This window comes from Agreia sp. VKM Ac-1783, from assembly GCF_900177765.1.
Lineage (GTDB): Bacteria > Actinomycetota > Actinomycetes > Actinomycetales > Microbacteriaceae > Agreia.
In genome coordinates this window covers 230,099-250,954 of record NZ_FXWI01000005.1, presented here as the reverse complement: position 1 = coordinate 250,954, position 20,856 = coordinate 230,099, and the positions used below count along the sequence as shown (strand labels likewise).

Below are 20,856 nucleotides of genomic sequence, written 5' to 3'. Positions count from 1 at the left end.
GGGGTGAGGCCGAGGCTGGTGAGAGCGGCGGCGAAGCCCGAGTCGAGGAGGACGGCGGTGTCGACACCGGAGAGGCTGGGGATCGACGCGACCGGTGTGGGGGTCGACTCGGCAGACGAGGTGGGCGACGACGAGGTCGACTCCGTCGACTCAGACGTCGTGGAGCAGGCGGCCATCGAAACGGTCAGGATGCCGGCGGTCAGAAGACCGAGTGTTGCTTTCGTGAAGTTGCGCATGGTGTTGATTCCTTCGCTGGGTGGTGTTGCAGACACGAATGATTCGGCACCCTGACGCAGGCGGTTTGGTCGCGCTTTGCTTCAATTCAGGAAATACCGAGTCGCCGCGCGCGAAGAGCGCGTATCCGCGTGGTTTTTCCTGAGTTAGAGCGGCACCCGCAGGCCAGGTCACTCCGGCTTGGCGCGCCGCTCTTCGAGTTCGGCCTCGAGCTGGCGGATGCGATCCTGCTGCTTGTGGAACTCGATCTCGCGTTCGAGATCGGCCAGCTCTTCCTCGGTGGTCTTGAGCCGCATCGTCTGCGTCGACGAGAACGTGCCCGCAGCCTTCTCCCGGCGACGGGGATCTCCGAAGCCACCCAGATTGATGGGCTGACTGTATTCGCGTCCGATCGTGAACCACAGGATGCTGCCGATCAGCGGAAGGAAGACGACCAGCAGAACCCACACGACCTTGGGCAGATGCTTCACCTGATCGTCGCGTCGAAGAATGATGTCGATGAGCGCGCCGATCATCAGCGCGAGGAGAACAGCAGTCATGACCGGCATGCGCGTCAGTCTAACCAGGCCTCGCACCGGGAATCGAGCTTTCGATACAGATTGCGTCTAATCCGAGCAAACCTCGCCTCGCAGCATGTCACCCCGTCGCAGTACTGTGTGCCCATGCCCTCCGCGCCCACTGTTCTCTTCGTCTGCATCCACAACGCGGGTCGCTCGCAGATGGCCGCCGGCTACATGACCACACTCTCCCGCGGCGCCGTCACCGTGCGCTCGGGCGGCTCCGAACCCGGCCACGAGATCAACCCGGTCGCCATCCAGGCCATGGCAGAAGAGGGCATCGATATCTCGCGCGCTGTGCCTCAGCTCATGACGACCGAGGCCGTGCGCGAGTCGGACGTGGTGATCACGATGGGCTGCGGCGATGTCTGCCCCATTTTTCCCGGCAAGCGCTACGAAGATTGGGAGCTGGTCGATCCGAAGGGCAAGAGCCTCGACGAGGTGCGCGCCATCCGCGACTCGATCAAGGGCCGCGTCACGGCACTTCTGTCGCAACTGCTGCCCGAGGCCTGAGCATGGCGGCACTCTCGAGCATCGATCTGACCTTCGACGAGTCGACCGAGGCGGCGGTGCGGGGCGAATGGGATGCGCTGGAACGCGCCGGATTCTCGAGTCTCGGCGCGCACACGGCAAGCACCAACAGGCCGCACCTCACTCTCGTCGCAGCGGCGCCGCTCGAACTCGTACGTCGCCCCACGACGCCCCCGCTGCCTCTTGCCGTCACCCTCGGAGCGCCGGTGCTGTTCGGCAGTGGCGATCGTCGGGTGCTCGCGCGGCTCGTCGCTCCGACGTCGGCGCTGCTCGATCTGCAGTCCACCATCCACGGGGCGGTGCGGCCCGAGAGCCTGGTCGCGCATTCGCACCCCGGCGCCTGGATCCCGCATGTCACCCTGGCCCGCCGCATCCGGCTCGACGATCTCGCCCGCGCCCTCGAGCTGCTCGGCGACGACATCGTTGGCGAAGCGATGGCACTGCGGCTGTGGAACGCGGCGGAGCGCACGGTCACGCCCCTCGCCTAGAACTCAGGCGGCGATGAGCGCGGTCGCCACTGTCGCGATCCAGGAGAGCACGGCCACGTAGAGGAGTCTCTCGACGAGTCCGAAGTAGCGCTTGAGGGGGCCGACGAGGCTGGTCAACAAGATGAGCGCGCTGAAGACCGCCATCGCCCAGGCGAGCACGCCCGACGCGGGCGCGATTCCCGAGAGCCCAGCGTCGCCGGCGAAGGTGGAGGTGAACAGGAACGCCGCCACCGTGGCCGACGCGAAGAACGCGGTGGCGAGCAGGTTGTGCCGCAGCCCGGTAGCCGTGCGGGGAGCGCCGGGCGCATCCATGGGCACCCACCCGATCGTCAAGCGCGCGAAGCCCAGAATGACGAGGAACACGATGCCGGCGGCATTCGCTTCGGTCAGTGCTTCGATCAGAGCGACGGCGAGCATCAGAGCCGCGACACCCAGCGACAGGGCGGCGGCCCTGTAGAAAGTGAAGTAATCCGTGATCCCGTACTGGCTCACGGGGTCGTGCACCGGGTTCAGGCCGGTCGGCGCCACATGCAGATAGATCAGGCAGCCGAGGCAGACGGCCACACCGAGCAACGCGATCACGGCGATTGCGATCACCATTCGAGAACTCCTTCGGCCCCGTTCAGGCGACGGCGGCGCTCACTGTCGATCATGCACCACTACATGAGCCCCTGCGCGATGAGCGCCCAGCGGATGGCCGGTGCCACGTGCTCGGAGTACTGCACCGTCATGTGCACCTGGTCGTACTTCGTGGGCAGCGTGCCCGCGAAGGCGGGGCACTGGCCATCGACACAGCTGAACGGCAGCGAGCTCACGGCGTGATCGCCCGCGGCGGGCGCAGCGGCCTCGAACGCCGCCTCGAAGTCGTTCCAGGTCGGGTCGACGTTCACGGCGCAGTCGATCGGGCTCGACACTTTCGAGTAACACTGGCCGAGCGGCGCACCCAGCGGCGGCGGCGCGAGGTACACGATGCGGCCCGGCGCGTTATAGCCGGCGGCTTCGGCAAGCGTGGATGCGACGAGGTCGGCGGTCGACAGCGGCCGACGGTCACTCGACTGGCCCAGAGCGAAAGCGTTCGACATCACGACGAGCTGGGGCGCGTCGGCCCGGATGCGATCGGCCACGTCCTGCTTGCGCTGCGGGCACGCATCCATGACGCCGTCGCCGTCGTTCTGCACGAGCACGTCGGTGAACCGGCATCCGTAGAGCCCGATCGTGGTGATCTGCCACTGATCGCCGCTAGCCTCGGCCAGCGCTTTGAAGGCCGGGGCATAGGCCATCGCGGTCGAATCGCCCACGAGGTACATGTGCTGCGGAGCGTTGCGGTTGCCCCACGTGCAGTCGTCGAAGCTCGGCGTGCCACCGATGTCGAAGCAGCGCCTGGCCGGGTTGTTGTTCGAGGTCTGCGACATCGCGTCGTCGATCGAGGGAGAGAGGTTGTCGGGCCACGCGGTCGCGGTGAGGGCGGCGGCCAGGTCTGCCTGCAGCTGTACCTCGGGGTTCTCGGCGGGAACGGGAGCGGCGACGGGAGCCGCCATCGGCGTGTGATCGCGCAGCACGCTGAATGAACTCAGGCCGACGATCACGCCGACCACCATCAGAGCGACGGTCGAGAGGATCGCGTGTGCCCCGAAGCGATCGCGCCACGCCTGCCAGGCCTCGCGGCTCGCAGCGCGGGAGCCGGAGCGGCGCAGCAGGGGCGAGTGATGGAACGGCTGCTCGATCAGATAGAACGAGATCATCGAGAGGGCGAGGGTGAGCGCCAGAATGATCGCCGTGACCGTCGGAGTCTGCTCGGGCATCAGGAGGAGTCCGAAGACGAGCACGGGGAAGTGCCAGAGATAGAGCGAGTACGAGAGGTTACCGAGGTAGACGCTCACCGGGTTGTCGAGCACGAAGAGGTAGCGCTGGCGTCCCCCGATTCCGCCGACGATGATGAGCATCGTGGCGCCGACCGCGAGCGCGGCACCCGGCCCGGGGAACGGGGTCTTATCTGTGACCTGCACGAACGACCACAGCAGGGCGAGCAGGCCGAGCCATCCGACGACGAATCGGATGCCCGTGGGCAGCTTGGCCAGAAGGGGCGCGGCGATCGCGAGCAGGGCTCCGGCGCCGAGCTCCCAGGCACGAGAGAACGTGGAGAAGTAGGCGGCTGCAGGGCTCGAGGCCGTCTGCTGTACCGCGTAGAGGAATGACACGACTACGAGCGCGGCCATGACGACACCGAGCGCAACACGAGCCCGTTCAGGCGAGCGCAGCAGCTTCACCGCGATGGCGAGAACGATGATGACGAGCCAGGGCCAGACGAGATAGAACTGCTCTTCGACCGACAGCGACCAGTAGTGCTGCAGTGGGGAGGCGGGGTCCGTGGCATGGAAGTAGTCGGTGCCGAGGGCCGTGAAACGCCAGTTGGCCACGAAGAGCAGCGAGTAGACGCCGTCCCAGATCGTCGACAGACCGCGAGTGCGGTTGAAGAGAAAGTAGCCGACCGCCGCTGTCACGACGATGACCGTCAGGGCAGCGGGCACGATGCGGCGGATGCGGCGTGCGTAGAACCCGGCGAGCGAGATCCTGCCGTGCTGCTGGTGGTCGCGCAGCAGGAGCCCGGTGATGAGAAAACCCGAGATCACGAAGAACACGTCGACGCCGGCGAACCCGCCACTCGGCCACTCGATCACGTGGTTCACGATCACGGCGATCACGGCGACGGCCCGCAGGCCCTGGATGTCTGCACGAATGACGCGCGGGTGCGTCACCTCGGTCGCGTCGTCTGTTTCAGGCATGGTCGCGTTGTTCTGATGCGTCACGTACTACTCGTCTCCCCCGGTCTGAGCCGTGCAGAGCCTATCGCGCCGACGTTGAAAGCGCTCTCCAACCGGGGCAGAATCGTGGGATGACTCATCCCGCCTTTCGCCAGGTCGTGCTCGACGCCGAGAACGCCCGCGAGCTTGCCGAGTTCTACCGACAGTTGCTCGATCTGAGCTACGAACCCGGCGACGAAGCGCCCGCAGCAGGCGAGCCCGACCCCGCCGGTGAAGACTGGCTGGTGCTGCTCGGCTCCGACGAACGACGGCTGCTCGCCTTCCAGCAGGTCGAGAAGCTCGAGCGGGCGACGTGGCCGGAAGGCCCCAGGCCGCAGCAACTCCATCTCGATTTCAGCGTTCCGAACCTCGACGAACTCCGCACCCACAACATCCGGGCTCTGAGCCTGGGCGCAACCCTGCTCGACGACCGCATCGACGACCCGGCTGAGGCGCTCGTCGTGCTGGCAGACCCGGCCGGGCATCCGTTCTGCATCTTCGTGACGACGGACTGACCGCCAAGCGACCTATCGGCCGGCCCGCCGACCCCCCGATCCGCGACCGCACGTGTTTGCCTTGGGCGCACCCGCCGCGGGAGACTGGAAGTCCACACCGGATCGCTACTGAGTCTTCCGCCGACCGAGGAGCTCACCATGGCTGAAACAACCGAGCCGATCGACGCGCGCGTCGGTCTCTACATCGACTTCGACAACATCGTCATCTCGCGTTACCAGCAGCTGCACGGGCGCAACGCCTTTCAGCGCGACGGTATCCGCGACTTCGACAAGACCGACCCGAACAACGACCCCGAGATCGCCGCCCGACTGGCCGCGGCCACCGTCGACTTCAGCGCGATCATCGACTTCGCCGCCAGCTTCGGAACGACCGTGGTCAACCGCGCCTACGCCGACTGGTCGGTTCCGGTCAACGCGAGCTACCAGCGACAGCTCATGTCGCGGGCCGTCGACCTCACCCAGCTCTTCACGACCACAACCCGCGGCACCAAGAACGGGGCAGACATCCGCCTCGCCGTCGATGTGGTCGAAGATCTCTTCCGCCTGCCCGACCTCACGCACGTGATCATCGTGGCTGGCGACTCCGACTACATCGCACTCGCGCAGAAGGCCAAGCGCCTCGGACGCTTCGTCGTCGGCATCGGCGTTGCCGGCTCGACGAGCACCTCGCTGGCCGCAGCCTGCGACGAGTTCGAAGACTACGACTCGCTGCCCGGCATCGAGAAGCGCCCCGAGGTCGTCGCGCCGGCCGGTTCGACCTCGTCGCGCCGCGGTTCGAAGAAGACGGTGGATGCCGCTGCCGGCGTCGTCGACGCCGGTTCGGGTTCGGGTTCGGGTTCCGCCGAGGCCGACGCAGAGACCGAGGCCGAGCCGAAGAAGGCCCCCGCGCGGTCACGCCGTGTCACGATCCCCATGTTCTCGCACACCGAAGACGTGCCCTTCGAAGAGCCCGAGCCAGAGCCGGAGGACGCGCAGACTGTGGCCACGGAACTCCTGGTGCGCGCACTGCAGATCGGCCACGCCAAGGGCGACGCCGACGAGTGGCTCAACACCGGTTCGGTGAAGAACCAGATGCGGCGCATGGACCCCTCGTTCAACGAGAAGCCGTTGGGCTACCGCTCGTTCACCGACTTCCTCGCCTCGCGCGACGACGTGGCCGAGCTGGCCGAAGAGGGACAGCAGCGCCTCATCCGCCTGCTCTCCTCGGCCGACGCCAAGCGCTGATCGTAGTTGGCGCTCCCCGGAGTTCGCCTCGGCGCAGTGGCGCGATCGTATTCAGGAAAAAGCGGCGAAAGGCGCGGTTTTCGGTCGCCACCGCCCCGGTTTTCCTGAATACGAGCGTGCCCGGGCACGCGTCTCGACAGGCTTGCCGGACTCAACGGGCCGGACGGACGGCTCAGCTCGGGGCGTAGCGACCAGGGCGGTGGTTGAAGGCCAGCACGATGTTCGGAACGACGGCACCCAGCGCCGAGAGCAGCACCATCCACGGCGGGGCCACGGCGAAGGCGGCAAGGACGACGGCGACGTCGAGCCCCATCTGCACGTAGCCCGCGCGCCAGCCGAGCTTCTCCTGTGTCAAGAGAGCGAGTACGTTGAAGCCGCCCATGCTCGAACCATGGCGGAACAGGATCAGCATGCCGACACCGGCGAGCAAGTTTCCGACCAGGGTTCCGTAGACCGGGTTGAGGTGCTCGAAGCTCACGAGCGACGGAACGATCGACGAGAGCAGTGACACCAGGCTGACGGAGACGATGGAGCGCACCGTGAAGGCGAGCCCCTTCTTCCAGAACGCCAGCGCGAAGAACGGCACGTTCACGAGCAGGAACAGCATTGAGAACGGCAGCGCCGTCGCATAGCTGAGGAGTAGCGAGAGCCCTGCGGTCCCTCCGGTCACCGCTCCGGTGGTCTTCAGCAGCAGCACTCCGAGCGAAAGGGTGATCGTGGCCATGAGGATGGCCAGGACATCCTCGAGCATGGTGTGTCCCGGCGATGCCTGCGTCACCGATCTCGCAACGGGGGGCGCGGCGGTGGGCAGGGTGCTCGAAGACGTCATTGCCTGATGCTCTCAGCCGATCGAGCACACGCGCAAACGAGCGCCGTTCAACTAAGCATCCTGCAACCAGACCGGGCGTTCGAGTGACAGAATGCACGTGTGAACACGCTCGATGCCCTCGACGCCCGACTCCTCCTCGCGCTCGACGACGATCCGGATGCGACGGTCCTCGCCCTCGCGCGAACGCTCGGCGTCGCACGCAACACGGTTCACGCCCGCTTCGCTCGGCTCACCCGCATCGGCGCGCTGAAGGAACCGAGCCGCCGTGTCGACCCCGCCGCGCTCGGGTACACGCTCGTCGCGTTCGTGTCGATCGCCATCAGCCAGGCGACGGGCCACCTCGCCGAGGCGGGCATCGCCGAGCTGCCCGAAGTCGTCGAGATCCACTCGACGACAGGCGAGGCAGATCTGCTGGTCAAGGTGCTCGCGCGAAGCACAGAAGAACTGCGCCGAATCACCGTGGCGATGCTCGCGATCGAGGGCGTGGTTCGCACGAACACCGCGATCTCGCTGGTCGAGACGATGCCGCTGCGCCTCCGCCCGCTCCTGGAGCGAGCCACTGACGCTTGAGTGTGCAGTTTCGGTCGGTGAGAGCGCTCCGCACGGGCAGAAAGTGCTCACTCGATGCAGCGGCAGAAGAGGCAGCGCCACCTCAGTGCATGATCATTCCGCCGGTGACATTGAACGACTGTCCGGTCAGATACTCGCCATCGCTCGACGCGAGGAACAGGGCGAAACCGGCCACGTCATCCGGTGTGCCGAGGCGCCCCAAGGGTGACTTCTTCGACCAGGTGGCGACATCGTCGTCGGTGCGCGTGTCTTTGCCCATATCGGTGAGCACGTAGCCGGGAAGCAGCGCATTCACCCTGATCTGGTGCTCGCCCCACTCGAGCGCGGCCGCCCTGGTGAGGCCCACGACCGCGGCCTTCGACGCAGCGTACGCGCCCTCATCAGCCCCTCCGGCCTTGGCCGCCATGCTCGCGATGTTCACGATCGTTCCTCCCGAGCCCTGATCGATCATGGCGCGGGCGACATGCTGCATCGCGAACAGCGTGCCGCGGGCATTGATATCCATCACGAGATCCCAGCGCTCCGCTGTGAGATCGAGCAGGCTGCCACGCGCCAGGATTCCCGCGCTGTTCACCAGCACGTCGATGCCGCCGAGGTGGGCACGGGCCACGGCGAAGGCGGCTTCGACGCTCGCGGCGTCGACGAGGTCGCAGTGCAGGATGCGCCGGGCCGGCTCGCTCGCATCGTCGAACGCACGTGAGGAGTCGCCTCGTGCGAGGTCGAGCACGATTACGTCGGCACCCTCGTCGGCGAATCGCTCGGCGATGCGGCTGCCGATGCCCCCAGCGCCGCCCACCACGACGACACGGGTGCCCGAGAACCGGCTCATGCTCGGTCGAGCGACAGGCCGGAGAGCGCGAAGTAGCGGTCGAATTCAAGGCCTCCGCGCAACTGATCGATCAGTCGCACGAGCAGAAAGCTGCGCCGCGACACGTGCCAGGTGGGCACCGCGCCGGGCACTCCCCCGTCTGCCGTGACCGAGTAGGGCAACGGCAGGGCGGCGCGGTACTGGTCGATCCAGACCGCGATCACCCGGTCGACGAGGTTGCCCCGATAGAAGAGGTCGACGAAGAAGGGGCGCGCGTTGTCGTACTCGAAGTTCGCCGGTTTGACCCAGTCGAGGAGGGCGTCGATCTGGATGGTCGCGGCATCCATTCCGAACTCGATCGAGATGTCGACGTCGTCGTTCAGCACCGCCCTGGTTCCGTGCTCCGTCACCCGCACGACAGAGCCACCCTGGCTGCTCGATGAGGCCGAGAGGTTCTGGTGGAACATCGGACCGAAGGTGAGCGAGTTCCATTGGGCTGGGCCCGTCGGTTCTATCGAGAGGTAGATCTGGGGCAGCTGCACTGGGCGTCCTTTCGAGAAACCGTTGCGAGGCGGATCAGTAGGTGAACGGCAGCGCGATGGTGAAGATGACACCGTTGAGAACGTCGAGCAGCATCGTGACGCCCAGTGTCGTGCCGACGATGGCGAGAAGCCTCGACGGGCCGCCCTTGAGATACCCCAGAACGCCTAGTACAACGGCACCGACGCCGAGCAAGGCGTTCAGAACCGTGTGAGTGCCGTTGAGGAGGCCATATGACGACGGGTCGCCCGTCGCGTAGATGCCGAGCTGAATGAACGTGAAGATGAACCCCAGCGCATAGCTCGAGGCTCCGAGAATCGCAGAGACCAGACCGAGCGTGTTCTTCGGTTGCGCCGGCCGGCCCTGCTTGGTCTGCTGCGGGTAACCCGGATGCTGCGGCTGCGGTTGCTGAGGCTGAGGCTGCTGCTGAGGCTGCTGCGCATAACTCGGCTGCTGCGCTTGCTGGTACGTGGGCTGCTGCGTGGGCTGCGGCGGGTTGTATGACGGCGGAACGGCCGGGGGTTCGAAGGTCATGATCGTCCTCTCTGCTCGCTGAGTGCGTGCTTAGAGTATGGCGGCGGTGACCCCGTCGACGCACGCGTACCGCTCGATGTCCCAACCGGCGAGGCGTGCGCCCGCCTCATATGCGGCCTGCAGAAACTCGAGCGCAGCGGCGCGCGGGTCTCCGCTCGCTCGCGACTGGTCGTACGAGAGCACGGCGAGGTGACTGGCTCCGCGATCGAGCCACACTGCGTCTCCGGGCAAGGGCTCGTCGGCGAGCCCCGCAGGCTCGGGCGAGGTGTACGCATACCAGGCCGGAGCCGGATAGCTCGGGTCACCGAACCAGAAGCCCACGCTCACGACCTCGCGCGAGTAGGCCTCGCGAGTCACCGGATCCGCCTCTGCAGTGTGGGCCACGACCACGTCTGAGAACCGCGTCGCGGCGATGTCGAAGGTGTGCCAGAAGTGATGCACCGGGCTCGTCTTGCCCGAGAACCGGCCACTGAACTCCTCGAGCACCAGGTTCACATCGCTCAGAACGCGCCAGTAGCGTGACACCGCCGCCGGATCGTACGTCGCGTGCTCCGTGTCCTCGGCGAACGCGCGGGCTGCGTCGGGCAGGTCGAATGGATGCGCGTCGACGATCGTCGCGGCGGCATCCGGCGCGCCGATAAAGCGCAGCGCCTCGACCACCTCGCCGTGGAACGAGGAGACGGACTGGCCCGCGAGCGCGATGCCCGCCCGGCGGCCGTCGGTGTTTCGCACGAGCACGCGATGGTCGACGAAGTCGAAGTCGATCGCGAAGGTGGGATCGAACCCCATGGGGCGCGTGGTGATGCCAGAAGCGGTGAGGTGAAAAGGAACGTTCCACCAGTGGTTACGCCGCGCACTCGACGCGAGTCGCACCTTGCCGACGATCTGCACGAAGCGGTGCAGCGTCTCTTTCGTGTCCTGCCAGCTGTCGTAGGGCGCCGCCTCGAAATGCTCCATCGTTCGAGTATGGCCCGTCGACGCCTCTTCTTCGCTAGAGCGACAGGAGCTTCCGCTTCGCGGCGGCGAACTCCTCATCGGTCAGCACCCCGTCGCGGTGGAACGCGGCCAGCGCGCCCAACTCGGCGATGAAGTCGCGAGCCGGCGCCGGGGCATCCGGAGCATGCTCGGCGGCGGCCTCGGGCCGAGCGGAGGCCAGCCCGCCATTGGCGGCGAGTCGCGCGTCGGCTATCGCGCCGGTTATGGCGGCGACCCCCTCGCGGAACTCACGCACGTCATCGAGGGTCAGGTGGTTGATGTCGTCGCCGTGACCGACGGTCACGCGGATCGTAGCCAGCCCGCGGGTCTTCTGGAGTGTGCTCTGAATGACGTCGATCTCGGCGATGTCGATCACGGCGACGTCGTGCAGAGTGCGGGCCGCGTCGCCGAGGTGCACGAAGAGGTGATCGTGGATCAGCAGGTAGCGCCCAGCGCCCACCTTCGAGATGGGGTTGCCCACGGCAGCCCAGCGCGTGCCCTCGGGCAACTTGGGCTTGGGTACGTACGACGCGGTCGGTTTCGGCATGTCGGCCTGCCGTGTGGTCCAGGCTCGACCGTCCCACCAGCGTTTTCCGCCGGATCCATCGTCGTACCAGCCTGCAGCGACATCAGTCATAGCTCTTCACCCCCACACGAGCGTAAACCGCTCGCGGCGTCCGCGCATCCGCTGCTCTCGAGGAATGCCGGTCACGTCTGTCTCCAGCGAGGTACGACACACAGTGTATTGTCGTGCAGCCTCGGTGCTGCGAGACTGGTCGCGGATCGGGGGATCATGATCAAGCGCACAGGTACAGACAGAGACGTTCCCACCTGGGGCACACCGCGCCGACTCTCTCGACGCGCACGTCGCATCATCTCGGTCCTCGGCGGCGTGCTCGCCGTGGCGCTCGTGATCTCGATTTTCACGTCGAGTTCTCCGTGGGCGTCGAGCATGCTCATCCGCGCCGTCTTCGAGAAAGGTGGCCGCGACACGGTGGCCGAGATGCTTCCGTACGTTCCGGCATCCGGGGTCAGCGAGACGCTCGACGTGCAGTACGGCGACGGCACGGCCGGCGCCGCGACGACGCTGGATGCGTTCCGCCCGGAATCCGCGACGGGCCCACTTCCGACGGTGGTCTGGATTCATGGCGGCGCGTGGATCTCCGGCGACAAGAGCAACGTCGCCCCGTATCTGAAGATCCTGGCTGCCGAGGGGTACACGACGATCGGACTCAACTACTCGATCGCTCCCGAGTCCATCTATCCGACGGCGATATTCCAACTGAACGACGCACTCGCCTACATCGACGAGCACGCGTCAGAACTCGGGGTCGACCCGGAGCAGATCGTGCTGGCCGGCGATTCGGCGGGAGCGCAGCTCGCCAGTGAGCTCGCCGGAATCACCACGAATCCCTCCTATGCGACGGTCGTGGGCATCGACCCGGCGCTGTCGCCGACGCAACTCGTGGGCACGATTCTGAACTGCGGCGTCTACGACCTGCAGCGCATGTCGGAACTGAACGGCATCGAGGCATGGGGGTTCAAGATCTCGCTCTGGGCCTACACCGGCACAAAAGACTGGTCCGACACCTCTGCCGGCGCGACCATGTCGAGCCTGGGCTTCGTCACCTCCGAGTTTCCGGCGACCTACATCTCGGGTGGAAACGGAGATGCCCTCACGTGGGTCGAGTCGGTTCCCATGTCGAACGCGCTGAAGGCGGCCGACGTCGAGGTCGACGAGTTGTTCTGGGCCGCCGACCACGAGCCCGCGCTTCCTCACGAGTACCAGTTCCACCTCGACCTCGATGATGCGCACACCGCGCTCGATCGCACCCTCGCTTTCCTCGAGGCCCACACCGACGCGGCCTGAGCAGCGCAGATGATTCAATTGATGTCGACACCCACCGAATGAGAGAAGCCTCGTGCCGTCGATCTCCGAGCTGATCATCCCCAGCAAGCGCAACGTCAAGGGGCTCACCGCAAGCATCGCCGAGCTGACATCGGGTGCGCTCGTCAAAGCCGTGTTCTCGACCCCGCGTTACGGCGTCGTGTCGATCGAAGGCCGGGCCCACTTCTCAAAGACGACGAACTCGTTCATGGTCGCGGGCCGGGCTCTGGATGCGAACCTCAAGCCCGACAAATCGCTGCAGCTTCTCGAGATCATCGATCCGCAAGCTGCCCTGGCCGACGAGGGCGTCGCAGCGCTCAGCGACGAGGAGCTCGCGGCCCTCCCCTCGGGCGATCCGGCCGACGTCGTTCCCACCCTGCAGCACGGCGACGTGATCGCGGCCCGCTACTTCGAACTCGCCTACGGTGCGTTCACCGTGATGGGCGCCTGTGTGGCCGCCCCCGGACCTTCTCTGATGCTCGGCACCTGGTTCGTCTCGCGCAACGGAGTCGCCGCCAGCCGACTCAACCACGTCGACGTGGTGGCCCGCGGCGCCGACGGCGAGCTGCGCATCCCAGCCCCTATCTCGTCGTGGGGCGACGAGTCGGGCTCCGAAGAACTCTGACCGGCCGGCGTTCCGCCGACGCACACGAAGGGGTTGTCTCGCCCTTCGCCGCGCGCCTAGCCTCGAAGCATGGCCATCGATCCCGCCTCGAGCATGCAGTCTGACGCGTTCGACCCGGCATCCAATCATCTGGATGCGCGCATCGACACCGTGCGCACCTGGGCGTTGCGCCGCCGCCGCGAGCTGGTCGTCACGCGCCACGACACCGGCGCCGTCGAGCTGCGCACCGATGCCGGGAAACCTGATCAGGCGGGGCGTCTGCTCGCGAAGGCGCACAACGACCTGCACTCGAAGACCGTGATGGAGTTCTTCCGCGAGTGGCGGGTCATCTCGTAGCGGTTGCCCTTGGCAGACTGGCTCCATGAACGAAGAGCCCCCCGTCAGCACCGAGGCGTCGACCGTCGACGAGTGGACCCGCGCCCTGGCAGGAACGAACGGGTCCCCAGGTGGCGGCGCCGGAGCGGGCGTGATGCTGGCCATCGCCGCATCGCTGATGTCGATGGTCGCGGGCTATTCGGAACGCACCGACGGCCGGAGCGACAGCCAACCCGACGATCTCACCGAATTACGGGCACGCGCTCGGTCGCTGCGCGAGACCGCCCTGCGCCTCGCCGACGAGGATTCGGCGGCCTCCTCGGCCTTCGGCGCCGCCTATCACCTCGAGAAGGGGCCGGAACGAGATGCCGCCGTGCGCGCGGCCTCGGTCGACGCCGCCCGCGCATCGAGTGTTCTCGGGCGTCGCGCATCCGAGGCCGTCGACGACCTCGAGTGGCTGGCCTTGCACGGCAACCCGGCCCTGATCGCCGACGTGGTCGTCGCCCTCGGCGCGCTGCGGGCCGCGATCACGGGCGCGCGCACGAATGTGAGCTTCGACCTCGCCGCCGTCTCTCGGGCCGGGGAGCCCCGCGAGCAGGTGCGCGACGAGAACCCCGAGGTCTGGCGCTCGGTCGCACTCTTCGACCGGGCACGCGACCGCATCGACGCAATCACGGCCGCGGTCGACGACCGCGCGGCTCCGACCGACCACGTGTAGCACCCGCGTTCCCGGAGCCCATCGAAGGGCACGCAGCGCGTCAGCCGAACTGCAGCAGGATCTTTCCCATGTGAGCGCTCGATTCCATGCGTCGATGAGCGTCGGCCGCCTCGTCGGGCGTGAAGACGCTGTCGACGGTGGGCTTCACGAGCCCCTGCTCGATGAGGGGCCACACGGACTCGCGCACAGACGCAATGATGGCGGCGCGCTCGGCCAGCGGCCTGGCCCGCAGCGTCGTCGCCCAGATGCGTCCGCGCTTGGCCATCAGCGAGCCCACGTTGAACGAACTCGTGTCGCCGCTCTGGTTCGCGATCACCATGATGCGTCCACCCACGGCGAGCGCTCGGATGTCGCGGCCGATGTAGTCGCCGCCGACCATGTCGAGGATCACGTCGACGCCGGTTCCGCCCATCTCGTAGTTGACGACCTCCACGAAGTCCTGCTCGCGATAGTTGATGCCGATGGCTCCGAGTCGCTCGGCGAATGCGACCTTCTCGGCAGACCCCGCCGTCGCGAAGACGCGCGATCCACGCGCCGCCGCGATCTGGATGGCCATTGCTCCGATTCCGCTCGACCCTCCGTGGGCCAGAAAGGCCTCGGTCGACACCAGCTCGGCGCTCATGAACACGTTCGACCAGACGGTAGCAGCCACCTCGGGCAGCGCGGCGGCATCGAGCAGAGATACCCCCGCGGGAACGGGCAGAACCAGACTCTGATCGACGACCACGCGCTCGGCGTATCCGCCGCCGGGCAGCAGAGCACACACCTCGTCGCCGACCCGCCACTCGGAGACGTCGTCGCCGGTGGCACTGACGATGCCCGACACCTCGAGGCCGGGCCACAGCGGGGCGCCGGATGGCGGCGGGTAGTTACCCCGGCGCTGCGAGATGTCGGCGCCGTTGACGCCGGCACCCACGACATCGATGCGCACGTCTGATGGTCCGACGGGAGGCTCGATGACGTCGGCGATCGTCAGCACTGAGGGATCGCCGAATCGGGGAAGTGTGATGGCTCGCATGTCGCGAGTCTACGAGCCGAGCCGGCCGGACAGGCGCGTGTGCAGCGCGCGGCTGCGCCCATCCAGCCCCTCGAAGGCCACGGTCACGCCGTGTTGGCGGTACTTGTTCTCGACCGAATCGAGCGCGGCGACGGTCGAGGCGTCCCAGATCTGAGCGGCTCCGAAGTCGACCACCACCCGGTCAGGATCCGTTGCATACGAGAAGTGCTCGACCAGGTCGTTGCTACTGCCGAAGAAGAGCGGCCCGTGCACCGTGTAGCGAGCAGACAATCCATCGTCGGCGGCGACGCGGTCGACCCGGATGACGTGGGCCACTCGGCGCGCGAAGAGCACCATCGCGAGAACCACGCCCACGAGCACACCGAGCGCGAGGTTGCCGGTCGCGACGACCACCACGACCGTGATGACCATGACGAGAGTCTCGGGCACGGGCATCCGGCGCAGCGTTGCGGGACGCAGGCTGTGCCAGTCGACGGTGGTGATCGCGACGATCATCATGACCGCGGCGAGCGCCACCATGGGGATCTGCGCCATGAGGTCGCTGAGCAGGGTCACGAGAGCGAGAAGCACCAGACCGGCGACGAAGGTCGAGATGCGGGTGCGCGCGCGACCCATCTTGACGTTCACGACGGTCTGGCCGATCATGGCGCAGCCGGCGATTCCGCCGTAGAAGCCCGCGAGGATATTGGCGACGCCCAGCGCCCACGACTCGCGGCTCTTGTGCGAGCGGGTCTCGGTGATGTCGTCGACGAGCTTCGCGGTGAGAAGAGTCTCCATGAGTCCCACGAAGGCGACGCTCAGGGCCGTGGGCCAGATGAGCTGCAGCGTCTCGAGGTTCAGCGGAGCGAGAAACGGCGTGATGCCGGGCAGCGCGCCGCCGATCTCGCCCTCGTCGCCCACGTTGGGAACGCTCAGATGCGCGATCATCACGATCGCCGTGACGACGACGATGGCGACCAGCGGCGCGGGCACCGCCGTGGTGAAGCGCGGCAGGATCAGGATGATCGCGACCGTGAGAGCGAACAGCGGATAGACGAGCCACGGCACGCCCAGAAGGTGCGGCACCTGGGCGACGAAGATCAGAATGCCGAGCGCGTTGACGAATCCGATCATGACGGAGCGGGGAATGAACCGCATGAGCCGGGCCAGCCCGAGCGCCCCGAACGCGATCTGCACGATGCCGGCCAGGATGATCGCAGGAAGCAGGTACTCGACGCCGTGATCCTTGACGAGGGGCGCGACGACCAGCGCCACAGAACCCGCGGCGGCGGTCACCATCGCGGGCCGCCCGCCGAGGATAGACATCGTGAGGGCGAGAACGATGGATGCCACCAGGCTCACCTTGGGATCGACGCCGGCGATCACCGAGAACGAGATGACCTCCGGGATCAGGGCCAGCGTCGTGACGATGCCGGCGAGCACTTCGCGACTCAAGAGCCGGGGAGATCGAAGAGCCTGAAGGGTCGTGACTTCGAGCTGAGGGGCGGTAGATCCGGGGAGCGCTGGCACCGCAACAGCCTACGTCGGCATCTATTGAGATTCTGCTGGTACTGCCGCTATCGGTAGTGCTACTATCAGCAGGTGCTCATCTCTCAGGTCTCACAGCTCTCGGGAACACCGGCGGCCACCATCAAGTACTACGTGCGCGCCGGCCTCCTTCACGCCGGCGCACGAAGCGGCGAAAACCGCACCAGCTACGACGAATCGCACGTCGAGCGGCTCCGGCTCATCCGGGCGTTGCTCGAGGTGGGCAAGCTGTCGGTCAGCTCGGCGACCGCCGTGCTCGCGGCCCTCGACGACACGTCGAAGCCGATCGCGGAGACCTTTGAGGTGGCGCAGAACGCGCTCGCCCGCGATGCCGTCGCCGATGTGAGCGAGCCGTCCGACGAGAGCTTCGAGCGCGCCGACGGTGTCATCGACCGTGCCGGATGGAAGGACTGCCGCGACAACGTGGGTCGGCGCATCCTGGCGCAGGCCATCGACGGTTTCGCCAAAGCCGGGCACACCATGAGCGACGAGTACCTCGATCGCTACGCGGCGGCCGCCGACATCGTGGCCGCCGCCGACCTCGACGCCGTCGGCGCGATCTCCGACCCCTCCGAACGAACCGAACTCATGGTCGTGGGCACCGTGCTCGGCGATCCCCTCTCAATCGGGCTGCGGCGCATCGCCCAGGCCCACCGAACGTCAGAACGGAACCTGTGATGTTGTCTCTGAAACGCGCCTACGCCTGGCATCGACCGCTGATGGCGGTGGCCGCGCTGATGGTGCTGTGCGCCGCAGTGTGTCTCGTCGGTGCCGCCGTCGACCCCAGACAGGTGGCCGGCGCGGAGGTCTGGCTCAAGCCGCTGAAATTCTCGCTGTCGATTCTGCTCTACTGCGTCACGTGGGCCTGGCTGATCGCTCACCTTCCGCGATTCAGAAAGGTCGCGCACACCGCCGGCACCGTGATCGCGGTGGCGGTCGCCGTCGAGCAGATCGCCATCGTGGGCGCAGCTGCGTCGGCCACGACGAGCCACTTCAACGTGTCCACTCCGTTCGCCACGGCACTCTGGGGCACCATGGCCGTGTCGATCACGGTTCTCTACGTGGCGACATTCGTCACCACCGTGCTGCTGTTCTGGATGCCGCTACCCACCGTCTCGCTCACCGTGGCCGTTCGCACCGGCGCGGCTCTCGCTCTCATCGGCCTCGGACTGGCGTTTCTGATGACGGGACCGACCGCCCAGCAGCTCGACGACTATCAGGGCATCGTGGGGGCCCACACCGTGGGCAGCGCAGACGGAGGGCCCGGCCTGCCCCTCCTCGGGTGGAGTACCGTGAGCGGCGATCTGCGCATCCCGCACTTCGTCGGAATGCACGCACTCCAGCTGTTGCCGCTGTTCGCGATCATCCTCGGCGCGCTGGCCGGGCGCATCCGAATTCTCTCCGACGACCGCGTGCGCACTCGACTGGTGGTCGTGGCGGCGGCCGCCTTCGCGGCAATGCTGGCCGTACTGACGACGCAGGCACTGATCGGCCAGTCGATCGTGCGGCCGCAGGGTGGGATCCTCGTAGCGGGCTGGAGCGTCGGCGCGGTCTCGGTGGCTGCCGCCGTCATCGTGCTCGTTGCCGCCGCGCGGCATCCACTGCAGACAGAACGGGGCCTGTTCGACGAAAAATCGCCGATCGCCGAGAAGACAGAGAAGGTGCACTCATGAACCGGCTTCGTGGCAATTGGAGTGCGACCGCCGTGCTCTACCTCGTGCTGGCAGTCATCGGACTGGTCGGAACCTGGACCTTCAACATCACCGCCATCGTCGAGAACCGCGACTTCCTGGGCGAGTGGTTCGGCAGCGGGCCGTCGGTGAACTCCCTCGGTGTCGACCTCGCCGTCGTGGCTGTCGCTGCGATCGTTCTGATGGTCGCCGAGGCCAGGAGACTACGCATGCGAGGCATCGCGATCTACATCGTGCTCGTCCCCCTGGTCGCGCTCGCGTTCGCCTTCCCCCTGTTCCTCTGCGCACGCGAGCGCGAGTTGACCCGTCAGCGGGGCGAGGCAACACCGACGCGTAGGTAGTAGCCGAACCGCACCACAGGACATTTCGAATCACAACGGCGATTCTCGGTCTTGTCGGCAGCGTGGCCCCCGATCTGTCCTGTAATGCGGTTCAGCAGGTCTGAGACTCAGCCGTTGGGCAAGATCACGGCGCGTCCCCGGATGGAGCCCTCGTGCAGGCGCTCGTATGCCACGGGGCCGTCGTCGATGCCGAACGTGCCACCAGCGTCGAATGTTCGCAAGGGTCACCCTGAAGATCTGACTCGTATGGTTTCGTAGTCGCGTGACTACAGCACAATCCACGGTACCCGCCCCACTCATTGCCGACACCGCCCTTCGAATCTTCGGGTTGGACCGTCTGCGCGAGGGGCAGATCGAGGCGGTTCGGGCGCCGACATCCGGTCGGGACGTACTCGCGGTGATGCCCACGGGCTACGGCAAGTCAGCCGTGTACCAGCTCGCCGGCACGCTGCTCGGAGGAGTGACCGTGGTGGTCTCTCCGCTCATCGCCCTGCAAGACGACCAGGTTCGCTCGCTGCGAGAGATGCACGGGCGCACCGCCGTCGCCATCAACTCGTCGCTCTCCGAAAAAGAGGTCGAGCATGCCTGGGCCACGGTCGAAGCCGGCGAGCAGTGCTTCGTCTTCCTCTCGCCCGAACAACTCGCCAAGCCGTCCGTCGTCTCTCGCCTGGCGGCGCGCGGCGTCAGCCTCTTCACCGTCGACGAGGCGCACTGCGTGTCGTCGTGGGGGCACGACTTCCGCCCCGACTACCTGGGGCTCGGCGAGGTCATCGAACAGCTCGGGCATCCCCCCGTGATCGCCCTGACCGCGACCGGTTCCGGCCCCGTGCGCACCGACATCGTCGAACGCCTCGGGCTGCGCGACGCCCTCATTCTCGCCCGAGGCTTCGACCGACCCAACATCAGGCTCGAGGTCGTTCGCCACGAGAGCGACGACGACAAGCGTCGCGCCGTCGTGCGTCAGGTGATGGATGCGACGGGTCCCGGCCTCGTGTACGTCGCGACCCGCGCCGACGCCGAACGATACACTGACGCTCTCCGAGCCGAAGGCATCCCTGCCGACGCCTATCACGCGGGGTTGCCCGACGCCCATCGGGAGGACGTGCACAACCGCTTCACCGATGGAACCCTCGACATCGTGGTGGCGACGAGCGCGTTCGGCATGGGCATCGACAAACCCGATGTGCGTTTCGTGGTGCACGAGGCGGTGACCGACTCGATCGACAGTTACTACCAGGAGGTCGGGCGCGCGGGTCGAGATGGAGAGGACTCGCTGGCGACCCTGCACTACCGGGCCGAAGACCTGGGCCTGCGCACCTTCTTCGCCTCAGGAGTGCCGTCGGAGGAGTCGATCGCCCGCGTCTACGCCGCGGTCAAGAAGTCGCCGTCGATCTCTCTGGCCGATCTGGCTCGCGAACTCGAGCTTTCGGCCCGCACCTGCCGCGGTCTGGTCAACCTGCTCGAGGAGGCCGAACTCCTCACCGCGACAGCTGCTGGGCTCAATGCCATCGGCCGCCGCTCGCCCGCGACCGCCGCTCGCATCGCGGTGCAGCGCGCCGAGGCCCAGCACCGCGTCGAGAAGTCTCGAGTGCAGATGGTTCGGGGCTATGCGGAGACCCTCGAGTGCCGCCGCATCTTTCTGCTCGGTTACTTCGGCGAAGAACTGCCGAGCCCTTGCGGCAACTGCGACACGTGCTCCGCGGGTGTCGCCTACGAGGAGTTCGCGCGCGAACACGACGACACGAGATCGGCTGCGTTCGAGGTAGACGACCGAGTCAAGCATCGCAAGTGGGGCGCCGGGGTCGTGATGCGCGTCGAAGACGACCGGATCACCGTGTTCTTCGACGACGAGGGCTACAAAGTGCTCTCGGTCGAGGCGGTGCAGCAGAATCGGCTGCTGACCGTGCTGCCCGCCTGACCCGGAGCCGAGTCACCCCGATCGGTTCTTCTCAGTTCTGCGCGGGGTCTTCGAGGTCTTTCTTCGCACTGCCGGAGTCGGCCTGCTCGTCTTCTTCTACGTTGAAGTGAGAGGCCTCGCCGTGTCCCAACGCGATTCCGTCGTCGGAGTTCGGGATGGTGCCGTCTTCGCCGAGCTTCTCGCCCTCGGTGGGGATCTTGTCTGACATG

General features: G+C 66.8%; 25 protein-coding genes and 1 pseudogene. 13 read left to right on the top strand and 13 right to left on the bottom strand.

The window, feature by feature from the left end; translation table 11 throughout:
* Positions 1-236 (bottom strand): annotated as a pseudogene (locus CCK87_RS17085) (hypothetical protein); the annotation flags it as partial.
* 168 nt (positions 237-404) lie between these two features.
* Positions 405-782 (bottom strand): PLDc N-terminal domain-containing protein, encoded by a 378-nt coding sequence (locus CCK87_RS17080; RefSeq protein WP_086462607.1) that lies wholly within the window; start codon positions 780-782, stop codon positions 405-407.
* A gap of 114 nt (positions 783-896) precedes the next feature.
* Here CCK87_RS17080 and CCK87_RS17075 point away from each other — a divergent pair, with 114 nt between their 5' ends.
* Both CCK87_RS17075 and CCK87_RS17070 read left to right on the top strand, forming a co-directional pair.
* Entirely contained in the window at positions 897-1,304 is a 408-nt protein-coding gene (locus CCK87_RS17075) for an arsenate reductase ArsC (RefSeq protein WP_086462606.1), read from the top strand.
* A gap of 2 nt (positions 1,305-1,306) precedes the next feature.
* Positions 1,307-1,810, top strand: coding sequence for a 2'-5' RNA ligase family protein (locus tag CCK87_RS17070; protein ID WP_086462605.1), 504 nt, complete (start codon positions 1,307-1,309; stop codon positions 1,808-1,810).
* A 3-nt stretch (positions 1,811-1,813) separates the two neighbouring features.
* On the opposite strand, the gene CCK87_RS17065 is transcribed toward CCK87_RS17070, so the two are convergent.
* Together CCK87_RS17065 and CCK87_RS17060 are read right to left on the bottom strand one after the other, a co-directional pair.
* A complete protein-coding gene (locus CCK87_RS17065; protein WP_086462604.1) occupies positions 1,814-2,410 on the bottom strand; it encodes a DUF998 domain-containing protein in 597 nt (198 codons plus the stop codon).
* A gap of 59 nt (positions 2,411-2,469) precedes the next feature.
* Positions 2,470-4,593 carry an acyltransferase family protein gene (locus CCK87_RS17060; RefSeq protein ID WP_086462639.1) on the bottom strand — a complete coding sequence of 708 codons (2,124 nt, stop codon included), beginning with the start codon at positions 4,591-4,593 and terminating at the stop codon, positions 2,470-2,472.
* Between the two features lie 110 nt (positions 4,594-4,703).
* Here CCK87_RS17060 and CCK87_RS17055 point away from each other — a divergent pair, with 110 nt between their 5' ends.
* Together CCK87_RS17055 and CCK87_RS17050 are read left to right on the top strand one after the other, a co-directional pair.
* On the top strand, positions 4,704-5,126 hold the full coding sequence (locus CCK87_RS17055; protein ID WP_086462603.1) for a VOC family protein: 423 nt from the start codon (positions 4,704-4,706) through the stop codon (positions 5,124-5,126).
* Between the two features lie 138 nt (positions 5,127-5,264).
* Complete coding sequence (locus tag CCK87_RS17050) at positions 5,265-6,350, top strand: NYN domain-containing protein (protein ID WP_086462602.1); 1,086 nt, start codon at positions 5,265-5,267, stop codon at positions 6,348-6,350.
* A 172-nt stretch (positions 6,351-6,522) separates the two neighbouring features.
* Here the strand turns inward: CCK87_RS17050 and CCK87_RS17045 are convergent, their stop codons facing one another.
* The gene (locus CCK87_RS17045; protein WP_086462601.1) at positions 6,523-7,179 is read right to left on the bottom strand and encodes a YitT family protein; all 657 of its coding nucleotides are present in this window, start codon (positions 7,177-7,179) and stop codon (positions 6,523-6,525) included.
* A gap of 99 nt (positions 7,180-7,278) precedes the next feature.
* On the opposite strand from CCK87_RS17045, the gene CCK87_RS17040 reads away from it, so the two are divergent.
* Entirely contained in the window at positions 7,279-7,749 is a 471-nt protein-coding gene (locus CCK87_RS17040; protein WP_086462600.1) for an Lrp/AsnC family transcriptional regulator, read from the top strand.
* A gap of 82 nt (positions 7,750-7,831) precedes the next feature.
* On the opposite strand, the gene CCK87_RS17035 is transcribed toward CCK87_RS17040, so the two are convergent.
* The 5 genes from CCK87_RS17035 to CCK87_RS17015 are packed head-to-tail and all read right to left on the bottom strand — an operon-like array spanning position 7,832 to position 11,243.
* Positions 7,832-8,578 carry an SDR family oxidoreductase gene (locus CCK87_RS17035; RefSeq protein WP_086462599.1) on the bottom strand — a complete coding sequence of 249 codons (747 nt, stop codon included), beginning with the start codon at positions 8,576-8,578 and terminating at the stop codon, positions 7,832-7,834.
* Positions 8,575-9,099, bottom strand: a complete 525-nt coding sequence (locus tag CCK87_RS17030; protein ID WP_086462598.1) for a hypothetical protein — start codon at positions 9,097-9,099, stop codon at positions 8,575-8,577. The genes CCK87_RS17035 and CCK87_RS17030 overlap by 4 nt, the downstream gene beginning before the upstream one ends.
* A 34-nt stretch (positions 9,100-9,133) precedes the next feature.
* Positions 9,134-9,631 (bottom strand): hypothetical protein, encoded by a 498-nt coding sequence (locus tag CCK87_RS17025; protein WP_086462597.1) that lies wholly within the window; start codon positions 9,629-9,631, stop codon positions 9,134-9,136.
* Between the two features lie 30 nt (positions 9,632-9,661).
* Positions 9,662-10,588, bottom strand: a complete 927-nt coding sequence (locus CCK87_RS17020) for a DUF5996 family protein (RefSeq protein ID WP_086462596.1) — start codon at positions 10,586-10,588, stop codon at positions 9,662-9,664.
* 34 nt (positions 10,589-10,622) lie between these two features.
* Positions 10,623-11,243: a DUF2510 domain-containing protein gene (locus CCK87_RS17015; RefSeq protein WP_086462595.1), complete on the bottom strand. Its 621-nt coding sequence runs from the start codon at positions 11,241-11,243 to the stop codon at positions 10,623-10,625.
* Between the two features lie 156 nt (positions 11,244-11,399).
* Here CCK87_RS17015 and CCK87_RS17010 point away from each other — a divergent pair, with 156 nt between their 5' ends.
* The 4 genes from CCK87_RS17010 (at position 11,400) to CCK87_RS16995 (ending at position 14,152) form a co-directional block, all read left to right on the top strand.
* Positions 11,400-12,476, top strand: a complete 1,077-nt coding sequence (locus CCK87_RS17010; protein WP_086462594.1) for an alpha/beta hydrolase — start codon at positions 11,400-11,402, stop codon at positions 12,474-12,476.
* Between the two features lie 52 nt (positions 12,477-12,528).
* Positions 12,529-13,119, top strand: a complete 591-nt coding sequence (locus CCK87_RS17005) for a hypothetical protein (RefSeq protein ID WP_086462593.1) — start codon at positions 12,529-12,531, stop codon at positions 13,117-13,119.
* 69 nt (positions 13,120-13,188) lie between these two features.
* Positions 13,189-13,455 carry a hypothetical protein gene (locus tag CCK87_RS17000; RefSeq protein WP_086462592.1) on the top strand — a complete coding sequence of 89 codons (267 nt, stop codon included), beginning with the start codon at positions 13,189-13,191 and terminating at the stop codon, positions 13,453-13,455.
* Between the two features lie 25 nt (positions 13,456-13,480).
* Positions 13,481-14,152: a cyclodeaminase/cyclohydrolase family protein gene (locus tag CCK87_RS16995; protein ID WP_086462591.1), complete on the top strand. Its 672-nt coding sequence runs from the start codon at positions 13,481-13,483 to the stop codon at positions 14,150-14,152.
* Between the two features lie 40 nt (positions 14,153-14,192).
* On the opposite strand, the gene CCK87_RS16990 is transcribed toward CCK87_RS16995, so the two are convergent.
* Positions 14,193-15,170 (bottom strand): NAD(P)H-quinone oxidoreductase, encoded by a 978-nt coding sequence (locus CCK87_RS16990; RefSeq protein ID WP_086462590.1) that lies wholly within the window; start codon positions 15,168-15,170, stop codon positions 14,193-14,195.
* Positions 15,171-15,179: 9 nt separating this feature from the next.
* A complete protein-coding gene (locus CCK87_RS16985; protein WP_086462589.1) occupies positions 15,180-16,679 on the bottom strand; it encodes a SulP family inorganic anion transporter in 1,500 nt (499 codons plus the stop codon).
* Positions 16,680-16,751: 72 nt separating this feature from the next.
* Here CCK87_RS16985 and CCK87_RS16980 point away from each other — a divergent pair, with 72 nt between their 5' ends.
* The 4 genes from CCK87_RS16980 to CCK87_RS16965 all read left to right on the top strand — a co-directional run bounded on the left by CCK87_RS16980 (position 16,752) and on the right by CCK87_RS16965 (position 20,647).
* Entirely contained in the window at positions 16,752-17,375 is a 624-nt protein-coding gene (locus CCK87_RS16980; protein WP_086462588.1) for a MerR family transcriptional regulator, read from the top strand.
* Complete coding sequence (locus tag CCK87_RS16975) at positions 17,375-18,370, top strand: hypothetical protein (RefSeq protein ID WP_249273958.1); 996 nt, start codon at positions 17,375-17,377, stop codon at positions 18,368-18,370. The genes CCK87_RS16980 and CCK87_RS16975 overlap by 1 nt, the downstream gene beginning before the upstream one ends.
* A complete protein-coding gene (locus CCK87_RS16970; protein ID WP_086462587.1) occupies positions 18,367-18,729 on the top strand; it encodes a DUF2834 domain-containing protein in 363 nt (120 codons plus the stop codon). The genes CCK87_RS16975 and CCK87_RS16970 overlap by 4 nt, the downstream gene beginning before the upstream one ends.
* A 262-nt stretch (positions 18,730-18,991) precedes the next feature.
* Positions 18,992-20,647: a RecQ family ATP-dependent DNA helicase gene (locus tag CCK87_RS16965; protein WP_249273957.1), complete on the top strand. Its 1,656-nt coding sequence runs from the start codon at positions 18,992-18,994 to the stop codon at positions 20,645-20,647.
* Between the two features lie 31 nt (positions 20,648-20,678).
* Here CCK87_RS16965 and CCK87_RS18405 read toward each other — a convergent pair whose 3' ends face one another.
* Complete coding sequence (locus tag CCK87_RS18405) at positions 20,679-20,855, bottom strand: hypothetical protein (protein ID WP_170927338.1); 177 nt, start codon at positions 20,853-20,855, stop codon at positions 20,679-20,681.
* Position 20,856: the final 1 nt, after the last annotated feature.

Coding starts and splice junctions, on each gene's coding strand:
- CCK87_RS17080 (WP_086462607.1), bottom strand. CDS start 782: ATGCCGGTCATGACTGCTGTTCTCCTCGCGCTGATGATCGGCGCGCTC.
- CCK87_RS17075 (WP_086462606.1), top strand. CDS start 897: ATGCCCTCCGCGCCCACTGTTCTCTTCGTCTGCATCCACAACGCGGGT.
- CCK87_RS17070 (WP_086462605.1), top strand. CDS start 1,307: ATGGCGGCACTCTCGAGCATCGATCTGACCTTCGACGAGTCGACCGAG.
- CCK87_RS17065 (WP_086462604.1), bottom strand. CDS start 2,410: ATGGTGATCGCAATCGCCGTGATCGCGTTGCTCGGTGTGGCCGTCTGC.
- CCK87_RS17060 (WP_086462639.1), bottom strand. CDS start 4,593: ATGCCTGAAACAGACGACGCGACCGAGGTGACGCACCCGCGCGTCATT.
- CCK87_RS17055 (WP_086462603.1), top strand. CDS start 4,704: ATGACTCATCCCGCCTTTCGCCAGGTCGTGCTCGACGCCGAGAACGCC.
- CCK87_RS17050 (WP_086462602.1), top strand. CDS start 5,265: ATGGCTGAAACAACCGAGCCGATCGACGCGCGCGTCGGTCTCTACATC.
- CCK87_RS17045 (WP_086462601.1), bottom strand. CDS start 7,179: ATGACGTCTTCGAGCACCCTGCCCACCGCCGCGCCCCCCGTTGCGAGA.
- CCK87_RS17035 (WP_086462599.1), bottom strand. CDS start 8,578: ATGAGCCGGTTCTCGGGCACCCGTGTCGTCGTGGTGGGCGGCGCTGGG.
- CCK87_RS17025 (WP_086462597.1), bottom strand. CDS start 9,631: ATGACCTTCGAACCCCCGGCCGTTCCGCCGTCATACAACCCGCCGCAG.
- CCK87_RS17020 (WP_086462596.1), bottom strand. CDS start 10,588: ATGGAGCATTTCGAGGCGGCGCCCTACGACAGCTGGCAGGACACGAAA.
- CCK87_RS17015 (WP_086462595.1), bottom strand. CDS start 11,243: ATGACTGATGTCGCTGCAGGCTGGTACGACGATGGATCCGGCGGAAAA.
- CCK87_RS17010 (WP_086462594.1), top strand. CDS start 11,400: ATGATCAAGCGCACAGGTACAGACAGAGACGTTCCCACCTGGGGCACA.
- CCK87_RS17000 (WP_086462592.1), top strand. CDS start 13,189: ATGGCCATCGATCCCGCCTCGAGCATGCAGTCTGACGCGTTCGACCCG.
- CCK87_RS16995 (WP_086462591.1), top strand. CDS start 13,481: ATGAACGAAGAGCCCCCCGTCAGCACCGAGGCGTCGACCGTCGACGAG.
- CCK87_RS16990 (WP_086462590.1), bottom strand. CDS start 15,170: ATGCGAGCCATCACACTTCCCCGATTCGGCGATCCCTCAGTGCTGACG.
- CCK87_RS16975 (WP_249273958.1), top strand. CDS start 17,375: ATGTTGTCTCTGAAACGCGCCTACGCCTGGCATCGACCGCTGATGGCG.
- CCK87_RS16970 (WP_086462587.1), top strand. CDS start 18,367: ATGAACCGGCTTCGTGGCAATTGGAGTGCGACCGCCGTGCTCTACCTC.
- CCK87_RS18405 (WP_170927338.1), bottom strand. CDS start 20,855: ATGTCAGACAAGATCCCCACCGAGGGCGAGAAGCTCGGCGAAGACGGC.